This is a genomic window from Streptomyces sp. Je 1-332, assembly GCF_040730185.1.
GTDB lineage: Bacteria > Actinomycetota > Actinomycetes > Streptomycetales > Streptomycetaceae > Streptomyces.
This window is the reverse complement of record NZ_CP160402.1, coordinates 1119703-1136443: the sequence shown is the minus strand read 5'-3', so window position 1 is coordinate 1136443 and position 16741 is coordinate 1119703. Positions and strand designations below refer to the sequence as shown.

15 protein-coding genes and 1 pseudogene are annotated in these 16741 nt (G+C 67.6%); 11 read left to right on the top strand and 5 right to left on the bottom strand.

The window, feature by feature from the left end:
• Positions 1-64: 64 nt before the first annotated feature.
• The 5 genes and pseudogenes from ABXJ52_RS05310 (at position 65) to ABXJ52_RS05290 (ending at position 6806) form a co-directional block, all read left to right on the top strand.
• Positions 65-1417, top strand: coding sequence for a hypothetical protein (locus ABXJ52_RS05310; RefSeq protein WP_367039639.1), 1353 nt, complete (start codon positions 65-67; stop codon positions 1415-1417).
• Entirely contained in the window at positions 1405-3708 is a 2304-nt protein-coding gene (locus ABXJ52_RS05305) for a hypothetical protein (protein WP_367039637.1), read from the top strand. The genes ABXJ52_RS05310 and ABXJ52_RS05305 overlap by 13 nt, the downstream gene beginning before the upstream one ends.
• Entirely contained in the window at positions 3705-4733 is a 1029-nt protein-coding gene (locus ABXJ52_RS05300) for a MoxR family ATPase (protein ID WP_367039634.1), read from the top strand. The genes ABXJ52_RS05305 and ABXJ52_RS05300 overlap by 4 nt, the downstream gene beginning before the upstream one ends.
• Before the next feature lie 3 nt (positions 4734-4736).
• Positions 4737-6155 (top strand): annotated as a pseudogene (locus tag ABXJ52_RS05295) (SAV_2336 N-terminal domain-related protein); the annotation flags it as partial.
• A gap of 315 nt (positions 6156-6470) precedes the next feature.
• Positions 6471-6806, top strand: coding sequence for a fic family toxin-antitoxin system, toxin component (locus ABXJ52_RS05290; RefSeq protein ID WP_367048819.1), 336 nt, complete (start codon positions 6471-6473; stop codon positions 6804-6806).
• 249 nt (positions 6807-7055) lie between these two features.
• Here the strand turns inward: ABXJ52_RS05290 and ABXJ52_RS05285 are convergent, their stop codons facing one another.
• Positions 7056-7997, bottom strand: a complete 942-nt coding sequence (locus ABXJ52_RS05285; protein ID WP_367039632.1) for a hypothetical protein — start codon at positions 7995-7997, stop codon at positions 7056-7058.
• A 469-nt stretch (positions 7998-8466) separates the two neighbouring features.
• Here ABXJ52_RS05285 and ABXJ52_RS05280 point away from each other — a divergent pair, with 469 nt between their 5' ends.
• Both ABXJ52_RS05280 and ABXJ52_RS05275 read left to right on the top strand, forming a co-directional pair.
• On the top strand, positions 8467-9027 hold the full coding sequence (locus ABXJ52_RS05280) for a hypothetical protein (RefSeq protein ID WP_367039631.1): 561 nt from the start codon (positions 8467-8469) through the stop codon (positions 9025-9027).
• A 249-nt stretch (positions 9028-9276) separates the two neighbouring features.
• Entirely contained in the window at positions 9277-9537 is a 261-nt protein-coding gene (locus ABXJ52_RS05275; RefSeq protein WP_367039630.1) for a hypothetical protein, read from the top strand.
• Here the strand turns inward: ABXJ52_RS05275 and ABXJ52_RS05270 are convergent.
• Entirely contained in the window at positions 9508-9801 is a 294-nt protein-coding gene (locus ABXJ52_RS05270) for a hypothetical protein (protein WP_367039627.1), read from the bottom strand. The two genes, ABXJ52_RS05275 and ABXJ52_RS05270, sit on opposite strands and share 30 nt — an antisense overlap.
• 139 nt (positions 9802-9940) lie before the next feature.
• Positions 9941-10393: a hypothetical protein gene (locus tag ABXJ52_RS05265; RefSeq protein ID WP_367039623.1), complete on the bottom strand. Its 453-nt coding sequence runs from the start codon at positions 10391-10393 to the stop codon at positions 9941-9943.
• A 480-nt stretch (positions 10394-10873) separates the two neighbouring features.
• Between ABXJ52_RS05265 and ABXJ52_RS05260 the strand changes: the two genes are divergently transcribed.
• The gene (locus ABXJ52_RS05260; protein WP_367039621.1) at positions 10874-11437 is read left to right on the top strand and encodes a carbamoyltransferase N-terminal domain-containing protein; all 564 of its coding nucleotides are present in this window, start codon (positions 10874-10876) and stop codon (positions 11435-11437) included.
• Positions 11438-11457: 20 nt separating this feature from the next.
• Here ABXJ52_RS05260 and ABXJ52_RS05255 read toward each other — a convergent pair whose 3' ends face one another.
• Both ABXJ52_RS05255 and ABXJ52_RS05250 read right to left on the bottom strand, forming a co-directional pair.
• Positions 11458-12333, bottom strand: coding sequence for an undecaprenyl-diphosphate phosphatase (locus ABXJ52_RS05255; protein ID WP_367039619.1), 876 nt, complete (start codon positions 12331-12333; stop codon positions 11458-11460).
• Between the two features lie 294 nt (positions 12334-12627).
• On the bottom strand, positions 12628-13332 hold the full coding sequence (locus ABXJ52_RS05250) for a TVP38/TMEM64 family protein (RefSeq protein ID WP_367039617.1): 705 nt from the start codon (positions 13330-13332) through the stop codon (positions 12628-12630).
• A gap of 152 nt (positions 13333-13484) precedes the next feature.
• Here ABXJ52_RS05250 and ABXJ52_RS05245 point away from each other — a divergent pair, with 152 nt between their 5' ends.
• From ABXJ52_RS05245 to ABXJ52_RS05235, 3 genes are all read left to right on the top strand, one after another.
• Positions 13485-14183, top strand: a complete 699-nt coding sequence (locus tag ABXJ52_RS05245; protein WP_367039615.1) for a DNA alkylation repair protein — start codon at positions 13485-13487, stop codon at positions 14181-14183.
• 340 nt (positions 14184-14523) lie between these two features.
• Complete coding sequence (tuf, locus tag ABXJ52_RS05240; RefSeq protein WP_367039612.1) at positions 14524-15693, top strand: elongation factor Tu; 1170 nt, start codon at positions 14524-14526, stop codon at positions 15691-15693.
• Between the two features lie 216 nt (positions 15694-15909).
• Complete coding sequence (locus ABXJ52_RS05235) at positions 15910-16722, top strand: fused MFS/spermidine synthase (RefSeq protein ID WP_367048817.1); 813 nt, start codon at positions 15910-15912, stop codon at positions 16720-16722.
• Positions 16723-16741: the final 19 nt, after the last annotated feature.

The following is a 16741-nucleotide window of genomic DNA, read 5'->3' as shown; positions in this document are numbered from 1 at the left end:
ACTCAGCGGCCCGGTCTCTCCCGTGAGGGGCCGGGCCTTCGCCCGCCCGCGGGGGGTGTAGCCCATGGCTGTACGCAGAGACATGCGACGAATCGCCGACGAGGACGAGCTGGATCATCCGTCCAAGGAACGAGACTGCAGGAGTTGGCTGAATCGGGTAGCAAAGTGGCTACCATCGGATCAGGCGGTGGTGTGGTGCTCTTCTGAGCGTGACATCACCCGTGGGGGCGGGGGATCCATGGAGCGTTCGATCGTCTTCGTACACGGCACGGGGGTGCGTGCCACGTCGTACAACGCGACACTCGAGGTGGTACGGGCCGCACTCGACGAGCCCGACCGCGAGGTGCGTGGCTGTTTCTGGGGGGCGGCAGAGGGCGCGAAGTTCGTCTGCGGCGGGGCTTCGGTTCCTGGTTACAGGACGTCGGGGGGCGGCAAGACCGAGGCCGATGACGAGGACATCGCTGTATGGGGAGTGCTCTACGCGGACTTCGGGTATGAGTTACGGCTGCTCGGTCTGAGGCCTGCCACGGCATCGGGCGTGCGGCGAGGAGTATCTCCGCCCTCCAAGAAGTTCTTCGATGCGATCCAGACCTATCGCCCTTCCACCGATGCCGTGGCGGTCTTCCGTCGCTACGGACTGCTCGATGATCTTGATGAAGCGTTGCGCGCAGTGCGGGCGTCACCTGAGCTGCGTGACGCTGCGGCTACGGTCGATGAAAACGGCTACGAGCACAGGCATGCGGTGGCCCGTGCGGTCGTGGCCATCGCCTTGTCGGGAGCGGCCGAACGCGGAGCCGACGCGGTGGACGGTGTGGCCCGTGATGCATTGCTCGCCATGCTCAGTTCCGACCTGATTTCACAGAGCCGGGCACTAACTGGCAGGGTCCGGCAGGCTGCCGTCAAACCCGCCTTACGCACCCTGACGCGGCGAGCGGCGAACCAGCGTGGCGCCCTCAGCGACGGAGTGCTGCCGATGACCGGGGACATCCTCCGCTATCAGGCCCGCGGGGAGGGGGTGCGACAGCTCATCAGGCGGACGATCGAGCACGCACCGGGGGAGTCGGTCACGGTGCTGGCCCACAGCCTGGGGGGTGTGGCGTGTGTGGATCTGCTGGCCATGGAGGACCTCGGCAGGCGGGTCGATCAGCTGATCACGGTCGGATCCCAAGCGCCGTTCTTCTACGAGTGCGGTGCTCTAATCTCCGTTGAACACCCTGAGACGCTGCCAGGACACTTCCCGCGCCGTTGGCTGAACATCTACGATCCGTGGGATTTGCTGGCCTACCGCGCGGCAAAGGTGTTTCCGGGGCGTGCCAGTGACGTAGAGGTCAGCAACGGCCAGCCTTTTCCGTTCGCGCACAGCGCCTACTGGACCAACGGCACGGTATGGGACGCCGTCCGCACATGGCTGGGCTGAACCACGTTGCGGCCACCGACATCCACGCTGTCGTCGTCGGGTTGGAGCGCTACCCGCGGGCCCCGCGCGATTGGAGTCTGCCGGGAGCCGGCAAGGACGCTCTGCGCTTCGCACGGTGGCTGCACCGTGGAGGGGTGCCACCGCAGAACATCAGACTTCTGCTGTCTCCGATGGAGGAGAGCCGGGAATCCCTCGAGGCGGCTGCCGCTGGCGCAGGGTTCGACTACCGCTTGGTGGCCTCGCTCAACGACGTGAGAAGTGTCTTCATCGAAGATCTCAATCAGGCGGTCGGCAGTCTGCTGTACGTCTACTGGGGCGGTCACGGTGTTCTCGGAGAGGACGGCCGGCTGCTCTTCCATCCCGATGCCTCTGCCGAGGACAAGCTCTGTCTCAATGTGGAGGAACTGCGGCGGTCTCTCACGCAGATGGCCTCTTCCGGATTCGAACAGCAGGTCCTCTTCTTCGATGCCTGTGCCACGTTCGTGGAGGAGCACGGTGGCGAGAGTGCGCCGGTCGTCGTGCCGTTTCCGCCACCGCGCCGTCAGACGGCTCAGCAGTTCCTGCTGCACGCGTCCCGCGACGGGCAGGCAGCAGAGCAGGACGACTTGGCCGAGAGCGGTGCGTTCTCCACGATGCTGCTGCAGTGGCTGGAACAGAACGCGGCTGATCTGCACCCGGACCTGTCTGCACTGCACGATGACGTCAAACAGCACTTCAAGCAGCGGTGCGCGGCAAACGGCCCCGAGCAGACCCCGGTCACCTGCCGCTACCTCACCCTCGACGGCACCGAGGACGACACCGAAACCTACGCCCGACCCGTCGACCCCACAGCCCGGCTTGAAGTCATGGGAGTTCTGGAGTCAGTGTTCCCCGACGGGGGACAGCTCAAGGTGCATGCTGCGCGGGTGGCCCGGGCATGCGGGGCCGCTCGACTCGCCGAGGGCTACTCCGTCAAGGCATTTGCCGAGGTGCTGCTGGGCACCCCCCGCGCGATGGCCACCCTCATCGCCATGCTGTCGACAGATGGCGAATCCAAGACCGCGGAGCCGTTCCGTGCACTGGCTATCGCCCATGTCCCGCCGGGCCTGTTGTCCGTAGGTGACTACGCAGACCTGCGTGAACTGCTGATGAGGGCCCCCGAGATGTCTCCGGCCACGGTGGCCGCGATCACCCGGCACATCATGCCCGGTGGGAGCGGAGTGCAGTTGGATACCGCCGGCACGATGGGCGGAGCCCAACTTTTGGCGCACATGGAGAACTTTGAAAAACACCCAGGAGGACACAGCCACACCAACCGGAGACGACGCACGACTCCTGCCGTCCTCCGCTTCACCCAGCACCTTGCCGCAGTCTTCGAGCAATATCCCGGATGGTGCCGGCAACTTGACACGTGGGGCCGGCAGGTTGCGCAGCGGCTCGGAGTGGATGCCGAGACTCTCGACGAACTTCGCGCGACCGCCCACATATGGGCCCAGTCGCTCAAGGAATCCCGCACCAGCCCACGCGTCGTGGTGCAGATCTACCCCGACCCTGCCACACAGATGTTCACCTGCGTAGTGTGGTCCGACCCGGGTACGGGGGAACTCGCCCGGCACTCGCACGACGACAACGGAATCCCGCTCGCCCCGGCCCAAGCCGTCCACCTGATCGAACACGCCATCAGATCGCTGTCGGTCAGCGACGCTCAAGCTCCGGTGGTGGAAATCGTGCTGGAGCCCGGGGACATGCTCTCCGTTCCCGTGCACACCTGGAACGGCGCGGACACACACCACGTTGTTCCTCTGCTGCTCGCCGTGCGCCGCCGGATAGCACTGCGCTGCGCCCCGCTGGCCAACACCGCGCGCGAAGACGACCGCCGCGCCAGGCTGGAAAGACGCTGGAACGGCCGTGCGGACGGCAAAGTGGTCTACCTCGATCAGGAGCATGCCCGGGGGCAGAGCGCCTACGGCAGGCTGGAAGAGGATCACGACGTGGCCCGTGTGGTGGTGCGCGCCGGCCGCGACGACGGCGCGCGAATGATCCAGCAGGCTCTCTATCTGGGCTACCCCGTCATCCTGTGGGATCACGACGCATCCGAGGCCGTCTGCGACACCTATTTCGGGCCGCTCGACCCCGAAGGCACGCTTCCTGGGCTGCCCGAACGTGTCCGCAGGTACTGGGCGAAAGTCTGCGAAGACCCGGTAGGGCACCCGGTGCGGCCGGCTCTCCTCCTTGACGATCCTGAACAGCAGATTCCTGATGCCCAGGCAGTCCCACGCCAGTCCGCGAGCGACGAAGCGAGTACGCGATGACCAGCCAGGCCGACCCCCACTCCGAGGGCAGGGACACGTCCGCCCCGGCCGACGAGACCCCATGGCAGATCTTCCGCGGCACCGGCGAGAAACGTACCGGCGTTTCCTTTCCCGCGGCCCCACCCTGGCGCCGTTTCGGTGCCGCCCGAATCGCCCGACGTGACGGGGAGAGCGGGGCCCCAACGGATCGCAGGGCCGGTTACGTCATCGGGCACCCCGAGACCGAAGTGGTCAACGCCGCCCTGCACCTGCGCCGCCCTCTGCTGGTCACCGGTCATCCTGGCGTCGGCAAGACCTCACTGGCCCAGGCCATCGCGGACGAACTGGACCTGGGCAAGGTCCTTCGCTGGTCGGTGAACAGCCGCTCCACACTGCAGGAGGCGCTCTACCGGTACGACGCCATCGGCCGCCTCCAGGAAAGTAATCTTCCCCGTACCGACGGCCAGGCGCCACCGCCCATCGGCGACTTCGTGAGACTCGGACCGCTCGGCACTGCGCTGGTGCCGGCAGGTAAACCCCGGGTTCTTCTCATCGACGAACTCGACAAGGGAGACGTAGACCTTCCCAACGATCTCCTCACGGTGTTCGAGGAAGGCAGCTTCGAGATCCCCGAGCTGTCCCGCCTGCCCGAAACGCAACCCAACGTCGAGGTCTTCACCGCTGACCACGGCGGACGCGCGGCCGTGGAGCGCGGCTACATCACCTGCACACAGTTTCCGGTCGTGGTGATCACCAGCAACGGCGAGCGTGACTTCCCGCCGGCCTTGCGGCGCCGTTGCCTGCCGCTGCACCTGGCCGATCCCAGCGACTCGCAGCTCAAGGAAATCATCAGTCATCATCTCGGCGAGGACGTACTGGACGCCGTAGGCGATCTGGTGGAGACCTTCATGGCACGGCGCGCGGTGGGGGAACTCGCCACCGACCAACTGCTCAACGCCGTGTTCCTCCGTCTGGGAGGACTCAGCCTCGACGACCCGGAGGGTTTGCTGAAGACCGTGCTGCACAGGCTCAACGCGGGAGAGTGAGTGATGTTCCGGGAGTTGCAACAGGTCCTGAGCACTGCCGGCGTCCCCTTCGGCGACGAGGAACTCCTGGACACTCTGTGGCTGCTCTCCCGCCTGCCACAGGGCCCGAACACCCTACTGGCCGCGCAATGGGCCAAAGCGCAGCAAGCCGCCTGCCGTTCCCCTGGCCGCCCTCCCGCCGAGCCCGGTGACCTCACCCCGCCCGCCCCACCGTCCCGAAGAAGCAATCACGTTGCAGGTCCCTCGTCCTCCGGCACGGAGTCAAGTACGCACCCGGCAGGCCTGGTTCCTCTGACCGGCGCTCGGCCCAGCGGGAACAGCAGAGAACTTGAGCTGCGAGTCCCCGGACTGAAAGCTCTCGGCAGCGACCTTGCCTTCGGTCGTGCCCTGCACCCGCTCAAGCGCCGCATTCCCAGTACCTGGGCGACCGAACTGGCCGAAGAAGCCACCGCCGCAGCCCAGGCCGACACCCAGATGCCCCAGGTCGTCCTACGCCCCCGGCCAGAACGCTGGCTCCGGCTGGCGCTCATCATCGACAGCGCGGACTCGATGCTGCTGTGGGAACGCCATGTCGGTGAACTCCGCGCCCTCTTCGAACGCAGCGGCGCCTTCCGACAGATCGAAGTCCATCAGGTGCGCCACGGAAATCCGTGGTCCATCTCTCTCACCCGCCCATGGGCCGGCGACGGCGCCCAGACCCTGTCCCCGCGGTGCGTGACGGACCCCTCCGGGCGCACGATGGTCATCGTGGTCACCGACGGAACCGCCCCCGCCTGGCAGGACGGCCGGATGCAGACCGTCCTGCGGAGCTGGGGCACCGCAGGACCCACCGCGTTGATCCATGTCCTGCCGCGCTCCTTGTGGGCAGGCACCGGGGTAACGGCAGAGACCTGGCACATCACGACGCCACGCGCCGGAGCCCCCAACACCGACTGGCAGGTGACCCACCCGATCCTGCCGTCGGCAGTCGCACAAGCCGCCACAGTCCCCATCCCCGTGCTCGAACTGACCCCGCCCGGCCTCGCCTCATGGGCTGACGCGGTCACGACCCTCGGCCGACCCGTTCCGCTGAGGATCTGGGAACCCCGCAATACCACCCGGACCCCTCCCGCCACCGCACCGCTCGCCTTCACCCGCACCGCCTCCCCCCAATCCGTACGGCTCGCCGCCTACCTCGCAGCGATGGCGCCCTTGACCATGCCGGTCATGCAACTGGTCCACTCCTGTCTCCCCGGCCGTCTCCCCACCTCCGCCTTGGCCGAAGTCTTCCTCAGCGGCCTGCTGGCCCCCCTTCCCCATGCGGCGCAGCCGTCGGCCGACATCAGACATCGCTACTTCGACGTCACCGCCGAGGCCAAGGACCTGCTTCTGGACATGGTTCCCACGACCGAACTGCTCTCGTGCAGTCGCCGTGTCGGCGAGCAAATGGAATATCTGGTGGGTCGTTCGCCTGACTTTCCGGCCTGGCTGATGACGTCCTCTCAGCAACCCACGCCTGCGTCCCGACCACAGCCCTTCGCGCACGTCGGGCAGTCCTTGCTGATCCGACTCGGGCGCGATACCGGTCCCAGCACTCCAAGCCCCGAACCGGCCGCAGCAGCATCCGACTCAGCCGACGCGGTCGAACCGGCCGCAGTACCCGAACCGGTTGTGGCACCCGAACCGGCCGTAGCACCCGAACCGCCAGCCCGGCCCAGAACAGCGGGCCCACTCGCCATCGACCTTGCCTGGCTGCTCATGGTCGCCGAGCGGAGCACGCCCGGGGATCCGCAAGTCACTGACTGGGGATCACTGACGGCTGCAGTCAGCCGCTTGCAGGCAAAGATCTTCGACACACCCGTATACCGCACCCCCGCCGAGCGCGCGGCAGTCCTCATGCAGCAGCTGCTCCATGTTCCGGCCCTGGAGAGCAACAACACACGCTTCGCCTTATCAGCCGCCTATTCCTACCTGGTGGCGAGCGGCTTGAAGGTCACCACCAGTCCTGAACACGTCCGAGATCTCGCCCGTATGGTCAAAGCGGGAGCAACTCTCTCCGAGATCACAGGGTCTCTGCAGAGCTGGATCAGATAGCTGCCAACGCTTCTCACGGACCCGGTCGAGGCGCAGCCCCTTCTCGGAAGCCCTGCGGCATGAGGCGGACACGTCCTCGTGCGGCTTCCTGTCTTGGAAACAAACAGCTTCCCCACGGCAGAGTCACAGCAGATTCAGCAAGCCCGCTGCTCGTACTCCTCGCTGTCGAGCCCGTCAGCCCGGCGCGTGCTTCTTCGACGGATCGATCCAGCATGATCAATTCATCGGCGATGCAGCCAAGTACGGTTTCTAGGTGGCGCCTCCACTGTTCCCGTTCGGTGAACCACTTGCGTCCGGGGGTGTGTTGGGCCCGGCGATCATCGCCTGAGCCAGAGCCGTGACCACTCCAGCCCGCTGCTCATCGCTGAGCTTCGAATCGGCGACGAGCCGTTCGGCAGCGAGGTACCGGGAGAATTCCAGCGGCTGATCGAAGTAGGCACGCAAGTGCCCGGCCGCAGCCTCTTGGGAGCGCACGAATGTACGACTCACGTAACCAGCCAGTCCTGCCGCAACAGCTCCCAGGCCCCCAGCAACCACGCTTCCGGCAGTTGTGCTGGCCTGCAAGGCGACGACCACGAAGGCGACAAGGAGTACGAAGCCGAGAACCATGGCCACCTGAGCGTTGCGGAACGAGCGCGCAGCCTGTCCGAGTGCAATCTCGTGGTACAGGTCCAGGCGTCGATGGGTCACCGTCCACAACTCAGGCAGCGTAAGTCTGGGCGTACCGGTAGCCGCAGAGCGGAGACGGTCAGCGACCTCGTCCGCAGCATCCGCCGGGTCGATACCCTCCGCGCCCCGCCCCTCGTCGGCGCCACGCTCATCGGGATGCGGCAGCACAAGGTCCCCGTGAACCACCAAACCGCCATCGAAAGTTACGCCCGGCCGTAGTGCGGCTTCAAGGCCCTCCTCGGCTTCACGGACACGCTCCCGCCCTACAGAGATCCGCATCGCCTCAGCGCGTCGTTCGACAAACATCTGCCTGAGTGAGATGACCACACCGGCCACCGCCGCTAAGGGAGCCACCCCCACGCCGGTCTCCAGCAGATCCGGGTGATCGACTGCTAGCCACCAGATGATTGCGGCCGCGCCGCCCGAGACCGCGAGGGCGATAACGATGCGTAGTGTCCGGGCATTTCGGGGCGTCGCCTGACCAGCATTTTCTTGAGGCTCAGCCTCGGACGCGTCTTCCATAAACGATGAGCATGCAGTCCAATGACTCACCCGTCCAGCGGGTCCGACAAGCTCAGGGATCACAACCCTCAGCCTTAGCTGCGCTGCGAAGCGCCTGTGATGGGCGGTCACACCGACGGCAGCGAGCCCGGGCAACGCTTGTTCGGCGCCGCCTACTTGCCGCTCGCGCAGACCGGCGGCGCATCGTCCTCGTCCCACCGGCGCCACCAAGAAGTCGAGCCGGTACGGTCGCGACCTGAAGATGGGCGCCTGGTGCGGCATCTGCCTCCAGCGCAGGTGTTACAGGGCTCGCGGCCGTATCAATCGCGCAGGCGCGATCTGGGTTGGTGACTTCGTATCGGGGTGATCATTTGTACTTCTTCCGGGTGCGGCACAGCTTCCCTCTCTGTCACGAACCAGACACTTCACCTTCACGCACCCTGCATAGGGCCTCATCATGCCCAGACAGGGCACAACCGCAGGGGGATCCATGAGCAATCTCGCGCCACCACCACAGCCTGAACTCCCACCCCGGCAGCCTGCACCGCCAACGCGGGAGCGAGGCAGTAACACGGTCATCATCGGAGCAGCTGCCGCTGTCATCGCAGCAGTTGTGACGACCGGCGTCTTTGTCGTGCAGTCCAGGGACGACGGCAAGGCGGCCACCGCCACCGCATCGAGCACTTCGAGCGAGGCCGCTGAGACTGCTCTTGCAGAGGAGGCAGACGTGGAGCCGACGTACGGGACGCCGGCCATCGACGACTTCACCATGACGCTGCGCACGACGGAGCGGCAGTGTTTCGGCTCGGCGGGCTGCAATCTAACGGTGGAGCCGAACCTGTCGTACGTCGGCCCGACTGAGAATCTCGATCCTGACGCGGTGTACGACATCACATACGAGATCTCGGGTGACGATTCCGGGCCGGTGATTGAGACGGGCGAATTGTCGGACGGGACGACTCTCGACTACACGCAGACAATGCTCAGCACGGCATCGGCCGGCACGAAGGTATCCGTGAAGATCACGGACATCGCGGTGCAGGGGCTGTAGCTTCCGTACACGAATTAGCGCCGCTTGGTGGTTCCGGGCGGGGCTTCGACATGCCATGGCACCGCGCGCCCGTGGTGGCATTCGGACCGATCACATCCCACACTGAACCGCAGATCCGTCATGCCCGCAAAGAACAGGCCCGCCCCTGTGCGGGCCTTCTACATGTCACAGATCAGCGACAGCCGCGCAGATGACCACGAGGCTCCGGCACCCTGAGTCCCTCTCATCACCACGCACCAGGGGGTACCCGTGGGGTTCATCAACGACGCCAAGGCGACCGAGGCCGGCAAGCGTGCCCGCGAGGCGCGGGACAAGGGCGATTACGTCCTCGTCTACAAGTTCATCGAGGCCAACACCAACAGCAAGGCCACCGCGCCTATGACCGGTATGGCCAACCAGATCCAGGCTGTCGAGCAACAGGGCTGGCAACTGACCAACATGGCTGCGGCCGAGGGCAAAGCTCTGACCGGTGAGCGGGTCTCACGGATCTGTATGTTCCGCCGCGTCTGACGGCGGCCCGTAGCCTTCGGGTGGGAGGTCGCCTCTCGTCATGCCTGCTTGACCAGGCCGGGTGCGGCGGGGCGGGTCGGCGAGCTGGGCGCGGGGCACATCCTGGACCAGGCGGCGCGACAGATCGATGAGCCGTCGGCGCAGGGCCGTGTTGCCGGTGGCGGGGGCCTGGGCGAGAGCGTTGTAGGTGTGGGTCCAGGCGCGCTGGGTCTGCACGATGTCAGGGGGCGCATGCGCGGGGACGGTCTGCCGCACCGGGATCATGGCCGGGTCGTAGCGGTGCGGATGTCGTGCGTGCGGGCCTCGCTCGTGGTCCTGCCGGGCGCAACGGTTGCCAGGGTTGCACGGCGCAGGCATCGCGAGCCGCTTTGCCCACGTACCTGTTGCGACGCTCGAGGCCGGGTCAGCAAATCGAGCTGCGGACCTTGGCGAAGGCGTTGTTGGCGACCTTGACGTAGATGGTCTTCTTGTTCTTGCGGTTGTACTTCTTCGAGAAGTCGCTGCCCGGCTGGAGCTCGAAGTCGACCTTGAAGCAGCGTCCCTTCTTCACCTGGAAGACGTCCCAGTCCTGAGTGCCCTTGGTCCGCTCCCCGGGGTCGAGCCACTTCCTCTTCTGGTTGTTGCAGGTCGGCTTCTTGGTGGTGTAACTGCCGGTGCCTCCACTGCTCTTGCACCAGTTCTTCAGGGCGTAGAAGCCCTGCCCGCTGTTGTTCCAGGTCTGAGAACACCAGGGTTGGCACGAACTGACCGCGCTCGCATCGGGCGCCGGCCCCGCCAGGGTGGCGGCGGTCGCGATTGCCACCACGGTGGCCGCGGTCCTGACGTGCTTGAGTACGGGCATGGTGGACACGGTCACGTTCTTCCCCCTTGTACGATGGCCGGCCCTCATGGACCGGCAGGCCCGACGTTAAGGCGGTCGCGGGGGCCGTCACCAGGACTTTCGGGCAGGGCCGAAACACAGTCGGCCGTCGCTCGGCATCTGTGGTCCATGCCCATCACGCTCCCGCCCCCCCGAAGACGAACTGCCACTTGCTCGCACGCGGATGTCCGGTCTGGCCCGCCTGCGGGCAGCACAGGGCCGCCCGCTCCAAGGCTGACGAGCAACCCAGTCGCTGGGTTGTATGCAGCAGGCGCATGTGCGCCCTCGTGCATCGCGGGACTCCGCTTCTGCACTGGAGAACCCAGGCCTTGAGGAGGTTGCTGTGGCAAGGACCGTGGAAGGGAAACACCGGTCGCCGATCGGGGACGACGGGTACGGAACGAATCGGCCCGTACCGCCGCCCCCCTCCTGCCTCTTTGCTCGCGCCCCTCCGCCTGCCTGGTCATCGACGGGAAGGTGGTCGCCTTCGCCGAGGAGGAGCGCTTCTCCCGGCGCAAGCACCACAAGGACTCCCGCTCCTGCGCGGTGGCCGCGGCCTACTGCCTGTCCGAGGCCGGCGTCACCCTGGCCGACGTTGACGAGATCGCCGTCGCCTTCAACCCGGCCTGGCCTACGCCGAGCAACATCTGCACGGACGCCGAGCTGATCGCCGAACTCCTCGTCCCCGCCTTGTTCGGCCACCAGCGGCCCCGGCAGGTCACCGTGGCCGAGCACCACATCGCGCACGCCGCCTCCGCCTTCCACCCCAGCGGCTTCGACGAGGCCGCCGTCCTGGTGGTCGACGGCTCCGGCGACGGAGTCTCCGCCACCCTCGCCCACGGCACCGCCGACGGACTGAAGCTCCTGCGCCAGTTACCGTTCAGCCGGTCGCTGGGCTGGTTCTACGAGACCGTTGACCGAACACCTCGGACCCGGCAGCTGGACCAGCTCCGGCAAGCTCAGGTCTACCGGCTCCTGAGTGGGAGACAAGTGGGAGATGATCATGGCGTGGTGCTGCAATCAGGCGCTAGGAAATGCTAGATAGCGCACCTGTGCGGCCCTCAACCGCCGGATTCGCCCGCGTGCGGGCTCAGCGCACCCATCCCGACCAGCACGAACAGCACGATGCCGAGCACGATCCGGTAGTACACGAACGGCATGAAGCTCTTGGTGGTGATGAACTTCATGAACCATGCGATGACCGCGTATCCGACGAGGAAGGCGATGATCGTCGCGAAGATAGTCGGGCCCCAGGAGACGTGCCCGCCCTCGCCCGCGTCCTTGAGTTCGAACGCGCCGGAGGCGAGTACGGCCGGGATGGCGAGCAGGAACGAGTAGCGGGCCGCGGCCTCGCGGGTGTAGCCCATGAGCAGGCCGCCGCTGATGGTGGCGCCGGAGCGGGAGACGCCCGGGATCAGGGCCATCGCCTGGCAGATGCCGAAGATCAGGCCGTCGCGGACGCCCAGTTCCTTGAGGCTCTTGCGCTCCTTGACGGCGCGGTGCTTGGCGCCGGTCTCGTCGCGGGCCGCGAGGCGGTCGGCGATGCCGAGGACGATGCCCATCACGATCAGCGTCGTGGCGATGAGCCGCAGATCGCGGAACGGGCCCTCGATCTGGTCCTTGAACGTGACGCCGAGCACGCCGATCGGGATCGAGCCGACGATGACGAGCCAGCCCATCTGCGCGTCGTGGTCCGAGCGCGGCACCTTGCCGAGGAGGGAGCCGAACCACGCGGAGATGATCCGCGCGATGTCCTTGCGGAAGTAGATCAGCACGGCTGCTTCGGTGCCGATCTGGGTGATCGCGGTGAACGCGGCCCCCGGATCGTGCCAGCCCGCGAACGCCGCGGTCAGCCGCAGGTGCGCGCTCGAGGAGATCGGGAGGAACTCGGTCAGTCCCTGGACGAGCCCGAGGATGAAGGATTCAAGCCAAGACATGGAAACTGCGCCGTCCAAGTACGGATCATGGGCTGCGGGTGCGGTCACGTGCTGGGAGGTACGGGAAGGATGGGAGCGAGGGGTGATCACTCCCTTGCCGTGGGGCAGCGTAGCGTCACTTGGTTACGGGACCGCTGGAGGGCCGCCGTCCAAGGGGAGGGGCGCGGTGCCGACGCCCCCCGGTCGGACCATGTCGCGGAAACCGGTGAGCGTCGCGGCAGTTCGGTTAGGCGTCGTTTCGATCTACCGGTCGCGCAAGGTGGTCCGATCTGCCGGTCGCGCAGGTGATCTGATCTACCGGTCGCGCAGGTGATGGCGCTTGAGCCACGCCACCACCGCTCCCGCGAGACCCGTCACCGCGATGAAGCCCATGGCGACGAGGAAGACGGGGGACGTGGGCGTCGACGCGCGGGCGCCCGCGATGACGTACGCGGCGGTGTTCGGGATCGACCCCAGGCCGGTGGCGAGCAGGAACGGCAGCCACCCCATACGGGACACCGCCGCGCAGTAGTTGGCCGCGGCGAACGGCACACCGGGGAAGAGGCGCGCCGCCAGCATCGACCGGAAGCCGTGTCTGCTCAGCTGCCCGTCGGCCGCCTTCAGCCAGCGCCCACGGAGCAGCGGGCGCAGTGCGTCCTGCCCCAGCATCCTGCCGAGTCCGAAGGCGATCCCGGACCCGAGGACCGTGCCGGCGAGCGCCGCGACGAGGCCCGCCTGGGCCCCGAACAGGGCGCCCGCCGCCAGATTGAGCAGCGGACGCGGCACGAACGCGGTGGTGCACAGGCCGTAAGCCACGGCGAAGACCATCACGGCGGCGGCGCCGCCGAGTTGCGCGGGCCAGCCGTCGGACAGAATGCGCTGCGGCTCGAAGAGCAGCACGCACGTCCCGGCGGCGGCGAGTAGCGCCACCAGCAGAGTCAGCCGCGACCACGGCGAGAGCAGCACCTTGGTGCAGCGCACGGCGAGGCCCTGCGGGCGGGCAGCGGCAGAGTCGAACATCCGGGGAGACTAACCGACAAATGTGTGTGATCGCCGTATGGTGCGTCTCACGGGCGTCACAGTTCCGGACAGTTCCAGCGGCACGATTCCGGTGTCCCAGTTGCGGCGTCACTGCTCCGGTGTCACAGAATCACAGTTCAGGGGTGCCTTCCATGAGCGTGACCGTCCCGCACAGCGACTTGGCCGACACCGTCATGGAGCGGCTCACCGCGACGTACGCGGCGGCGGCCGATCCACCGCGGGCCGCGCAGACCCAGGCGTACTTGAAGAACGTCGCTCCCTTCCTGGGCGTTCCCGCGCCCCAGCGCCGCCAACTGTCCCGCACGGTCGTCGCCGGGCTTCCGCGTCCCGACGAGGCGGACTGCACGGCGATCGCGCTGCGCTGCTGGCAGCTGCCGGAGCGCGAGTACGCCTACTTCGCCGTGGACTTGCTGCGCCGCCACGTGAAGCTCCTCTCCTCGGGCTTCCTGCCGGTCGCCCGCCACCTCGTGACGACTGTGTCCTGGTGGGACACGGTCGACGCGCTCGCCGCGCACGTCGTGGGCGGTCTGGTCGCCGCCGACCCGGAGCTCAGGGCCGAGATGGACGTCTGGATCGAGGACGAGGACCTGTGGGTGGCCCGCACCGCCCTCCTCCACCAGCTGCGCCACAAGGACACCACCGACACCGAACGTCTCTTCGGCTACTGCGTGCGGCAGTCCGGGCACCCTGACTTCTTCATCCGCAAGGCCATCGGCTGGTGCCTGCGCGAATACGCCAAGACCGATCCGACGGCCGTACGCGACTTCGTCGAGCGGGAGCGCGGACGGCTCGCGCCGCTCTCGGTGCGTGAGGCGCTGAAGAACCTCTGACCGCAGCGGGCTTCGCGGCGGGCTTCGCAGCGGGCTTCAGGGGAGGACCTCATGTGCGGGCCCAGCACGCGGACGTCACGCGGCGCCCGTCGAAAGGCACGAAAAGCATTCGACGTACCCCTGCCCGTCGGCAATGATCTGCGACATGTTCCGGTATGCCTTCCTCGCAGCTCTGACCGCGGTCGCGGTCGCTGCGAAGGCTGCCGTCCTCCTCTGCGCCGCACTTCCTGTCGACGGCGCCCGACGCTGACCCTCCCCGGACATTCCGGCGGACCCCATAGGGGGAGGGTCGGTTCGGCCCCCGGGGTCTTCAGCTTCGAGTTCCGGAGAAGGAACCGCCATGTCCAAGACGGCTTACGTCCGCACCAAACCGCACCTCAACATCGGCACGATGGGCCACGTCGACCACGGCAAGACCACCCTGACCGCCGCCATCACCAAGGTCCTCAGCGAGCGCGGTACCGGCACGTTCGTGCCCTTCGACCGCATCGACCGCGCCCCCGAGGAGGCGCAGCGCGGCATCACCATCAACATCGCGCACGTCGAGTACGAGACCGACACCCGGCACTACGCGCACGTGGACATGCCGGGCCACGCCGACTACGTCAAGAACATGGTCACCGGCGCGGCGCAGCTGGACGGGGCGATCCTCGTCGTCTCCGCGCTCGACGGGATCATGCCGCAGACCGCCGAGCACGTCCTGCTCGCCCGCCAGGTGGGCGTCGACCACATCGTCGTCGCGCTCAACAAGGCGGACGCCGGTGACGAGGAGCTCACCGACCTCGTCGAGTTGGAGGTGCGCGAGCTGCTCTCCGCGCACGGTTACGGGGGTGACTCCGTACCGGTCGTACGCGTGTCGGGGCTGAAGGCGCTGGAGGGCGACCCGCGGTGGGCCGCCGCCATCGAGGCGCTGCTCGACGCGGTGGACACCTATGTGCCCATGCCCGAGCGGTATGTCGACGCTCCCTTTCTGCTGCCGGTGGAGAACGTGCTCACCATCACCGGGCGCGGAACCGTCGTCACCGGAGCCGTCGAGCGCGGCACGGTGCGGATCGGTGACCGGGTGGAGGTACTCGGCGCCGCGACGGAGACCGTCGTCACCGGGCTCGAGACCTTCGGCAAGCCCATGGAGTCCGCGCAGGCGGGTGACAACGTGGCGCTGCTCCTGCGCGGCGTGCCACGCGACGCCGTGCGCCGCGGGCATGTCGTCGCGGAGCCGGGGAGCGTCAGTCCGAGCCGCCGTTTCACCGCGCAGGTGTACGTCCTGTCGACCAAGGAGGGGGGACGGTCGACGCCGATCGCGACCGGCTACCGGCCGCAGTTCTATCTCCGCACCGCGGACGTGGTCGGGGACGTCGACCTCGGCGAAGCCGCGGTCGCACGGCCCGGCGACACCGTCACCATGACGGTCGAGCTCGGTCGCGACATGCCCCTGGAGACGGGCCTCGGCTTCGCGATCCGTGAGGGCGGGCGCACGGTCGGGGCGGGCACGGTGACGGAGATCGGCTGACGTCCGATGCCCGCCTTCTTCGGGGGATCCACCCCCGGGGGAGGCGGGCACAATGGAGCGGTGACTGAGGACGAAAGCGCGGATGAACCCGCGGTTGGACGCGCGGATGAACCCGCGGATGAGCCCGCGGACGAACGCCCGGACGAACGCCCGGACGAACGCGCGGCCGAGGCCATACCCGTCATCAAGGACGTGGACCACGGCACCGCCAAGCTGATGCCGGACGTGGACCGGTCCCGCGCCTGGCTGCTCACGGTCGACGGGGCGCCTCAGTCGTACGTGGATCTGGACGCGCCCACGTACCTCGAGTTCGAGTACGCGCAGCGCCTCGCGCACGTCCTGGACACGGCCGACGACCAGGACGGCCCGGACCACCGGGACCGCCGCCCCCTGGACGTGATCCACCTCGGCGGCGGCGCGCTCACCCTGCCCCGCTACGTCGCCGCGACCCGGCCGGGCTCGCGGCAGGACGTGGTGGAGGCGGACCGGGGCCTGCTCGAACTGGTCGCCGAACGGCTGCCGTTGCCGCCGGAGTCCGGGATCACGGTGCACGGCGCGGACGCGCGGCAGTGGCTGGAGGAGGCGGCCCCGGACAGCGCCGACGTAATGATCGCCGATGTGTTCGGCGGCTCGCGGGTCCCGGCCCATCTCACGTCAGTGGCGTACGCGCGCGCCGCGGACCGCGTACTGCGCGCGGGCGGCCGCTACGCGGCGAACCTCGCCGACGGGGCGCCGTTCGCCTTCCTCCGCTCCCAGCTGGCCACCTTCGCCGAGGTCTTCGAGGAGATCGCACTGATCGCCGAACCGGCGGTGCTGCGGGGCCGCCGCTTCGGCAACGCGGTGCTCGTCGCCTCCCACGAGCCCATCGACGTGAGGTCTCTGTCCCGACGAACGGCGGCCGACGTCTTCCCGGCGCGCGTGCAGGACGGCCCTGCGCTGCGCCGCTTCATCGGCGACGCGAGGCCGGTACACGACGAGCAGGCGGTCGCCTCACCCGAACCGCCTGACGGGGCTTTCAGCATCGGCTGAGGGAGCGACGGGGGCGGGT

Excerpts from the sequence above, each read along its gene's own strand:
- ABXJ52_RS05310 (WP_367039639.1), top strand. The coding sequence starts at position 65 with ATGGCTGTACGCAGAGACATGCGACGAATCGCCGACGAGGACGAGCTG.
- ABXJ52_RS05305 (WP_367039637.1), top strand. The coding sequence starts at position 1,405 with ATGGCTGGGCTGAACCACGTTGCGGCCACCGACATCCACGCTGTCGTC.
- ABXJ52_RS05300 (WP_367039634.1), top strand. The coding sequence starts at position 3,705 with ATGACCAGCCAGGCCGACCCCCACTCCGAGGGCAGGGACACGTCCGCC.
- ABXJ52_RS05290 (WP_367048819.1), top strand. The coding sequence starts at position 6,471 with ATGGTCGCCGAGCGGAGCACGCCCGGGGATCCGCAAGTCACTGACTGG.
- ABXJ52_RS05285 (WP_367039632.1), bottom strand. The coding sequence starts at position 7,997 with ATGGAAGACGCGTCCGAGGCTGAGCCTCAAGAAAATGCTGGTCAGGCG.
- ABXJ52_RS05280 (WP_367039631.1), top strand. The coding sequence starts at position 8,467 with ATGAGCAATCTCGCGCCACCACCACAGCCTGAACTCCCACCCCGGCAG.
- ABXJ52_RS05270 (WP_367039627.1), bottom strand. The coding sequence starts at position 9,801 with ATGATCCCGGTGCGGCAGACCGTCCCCGCGCATGCGCCCCCTGACATC.
- ABXJ52_RS05255 (WP_367039619.1), bottom strand. The coding sequence starts at position 12,333 with ATGTCTTGGCTTGAATCCTTCATCCTCGGGCTCGTCCAGGGACTGACC.
- ABXJ52_RS05250 (WP_367039617.1), bottom strand. The coding sequence starts at position 13,332 with ATGTTCGACTCTGCCGCTGCCCGCCCGCAGGGCCTCGCCGTGCGCTGC.
- ABXJ52_RS05245 (WP_367039615.1), top strand. The coding sequence starts at position 13,485 with ATGAGCGTGACCGTCCCGCACAGCGACTTGGCCGACACCGTCATGGAG.
- tuf (WP_367039612.1), top strand. The coding sequence starts at position 14,524 with ATGTCCAAGACGGCTTACGTCCGCACCAAACCGCACCTCAACATCGGC.
- ABXJ52_RS05235 (WP_367048817.1), top strand. The coding sequence starts at position 15,910 with ATGCCGGACGTGGACCGGTCCCGCGCCTGGCTGCTCACGGTCGACGGG.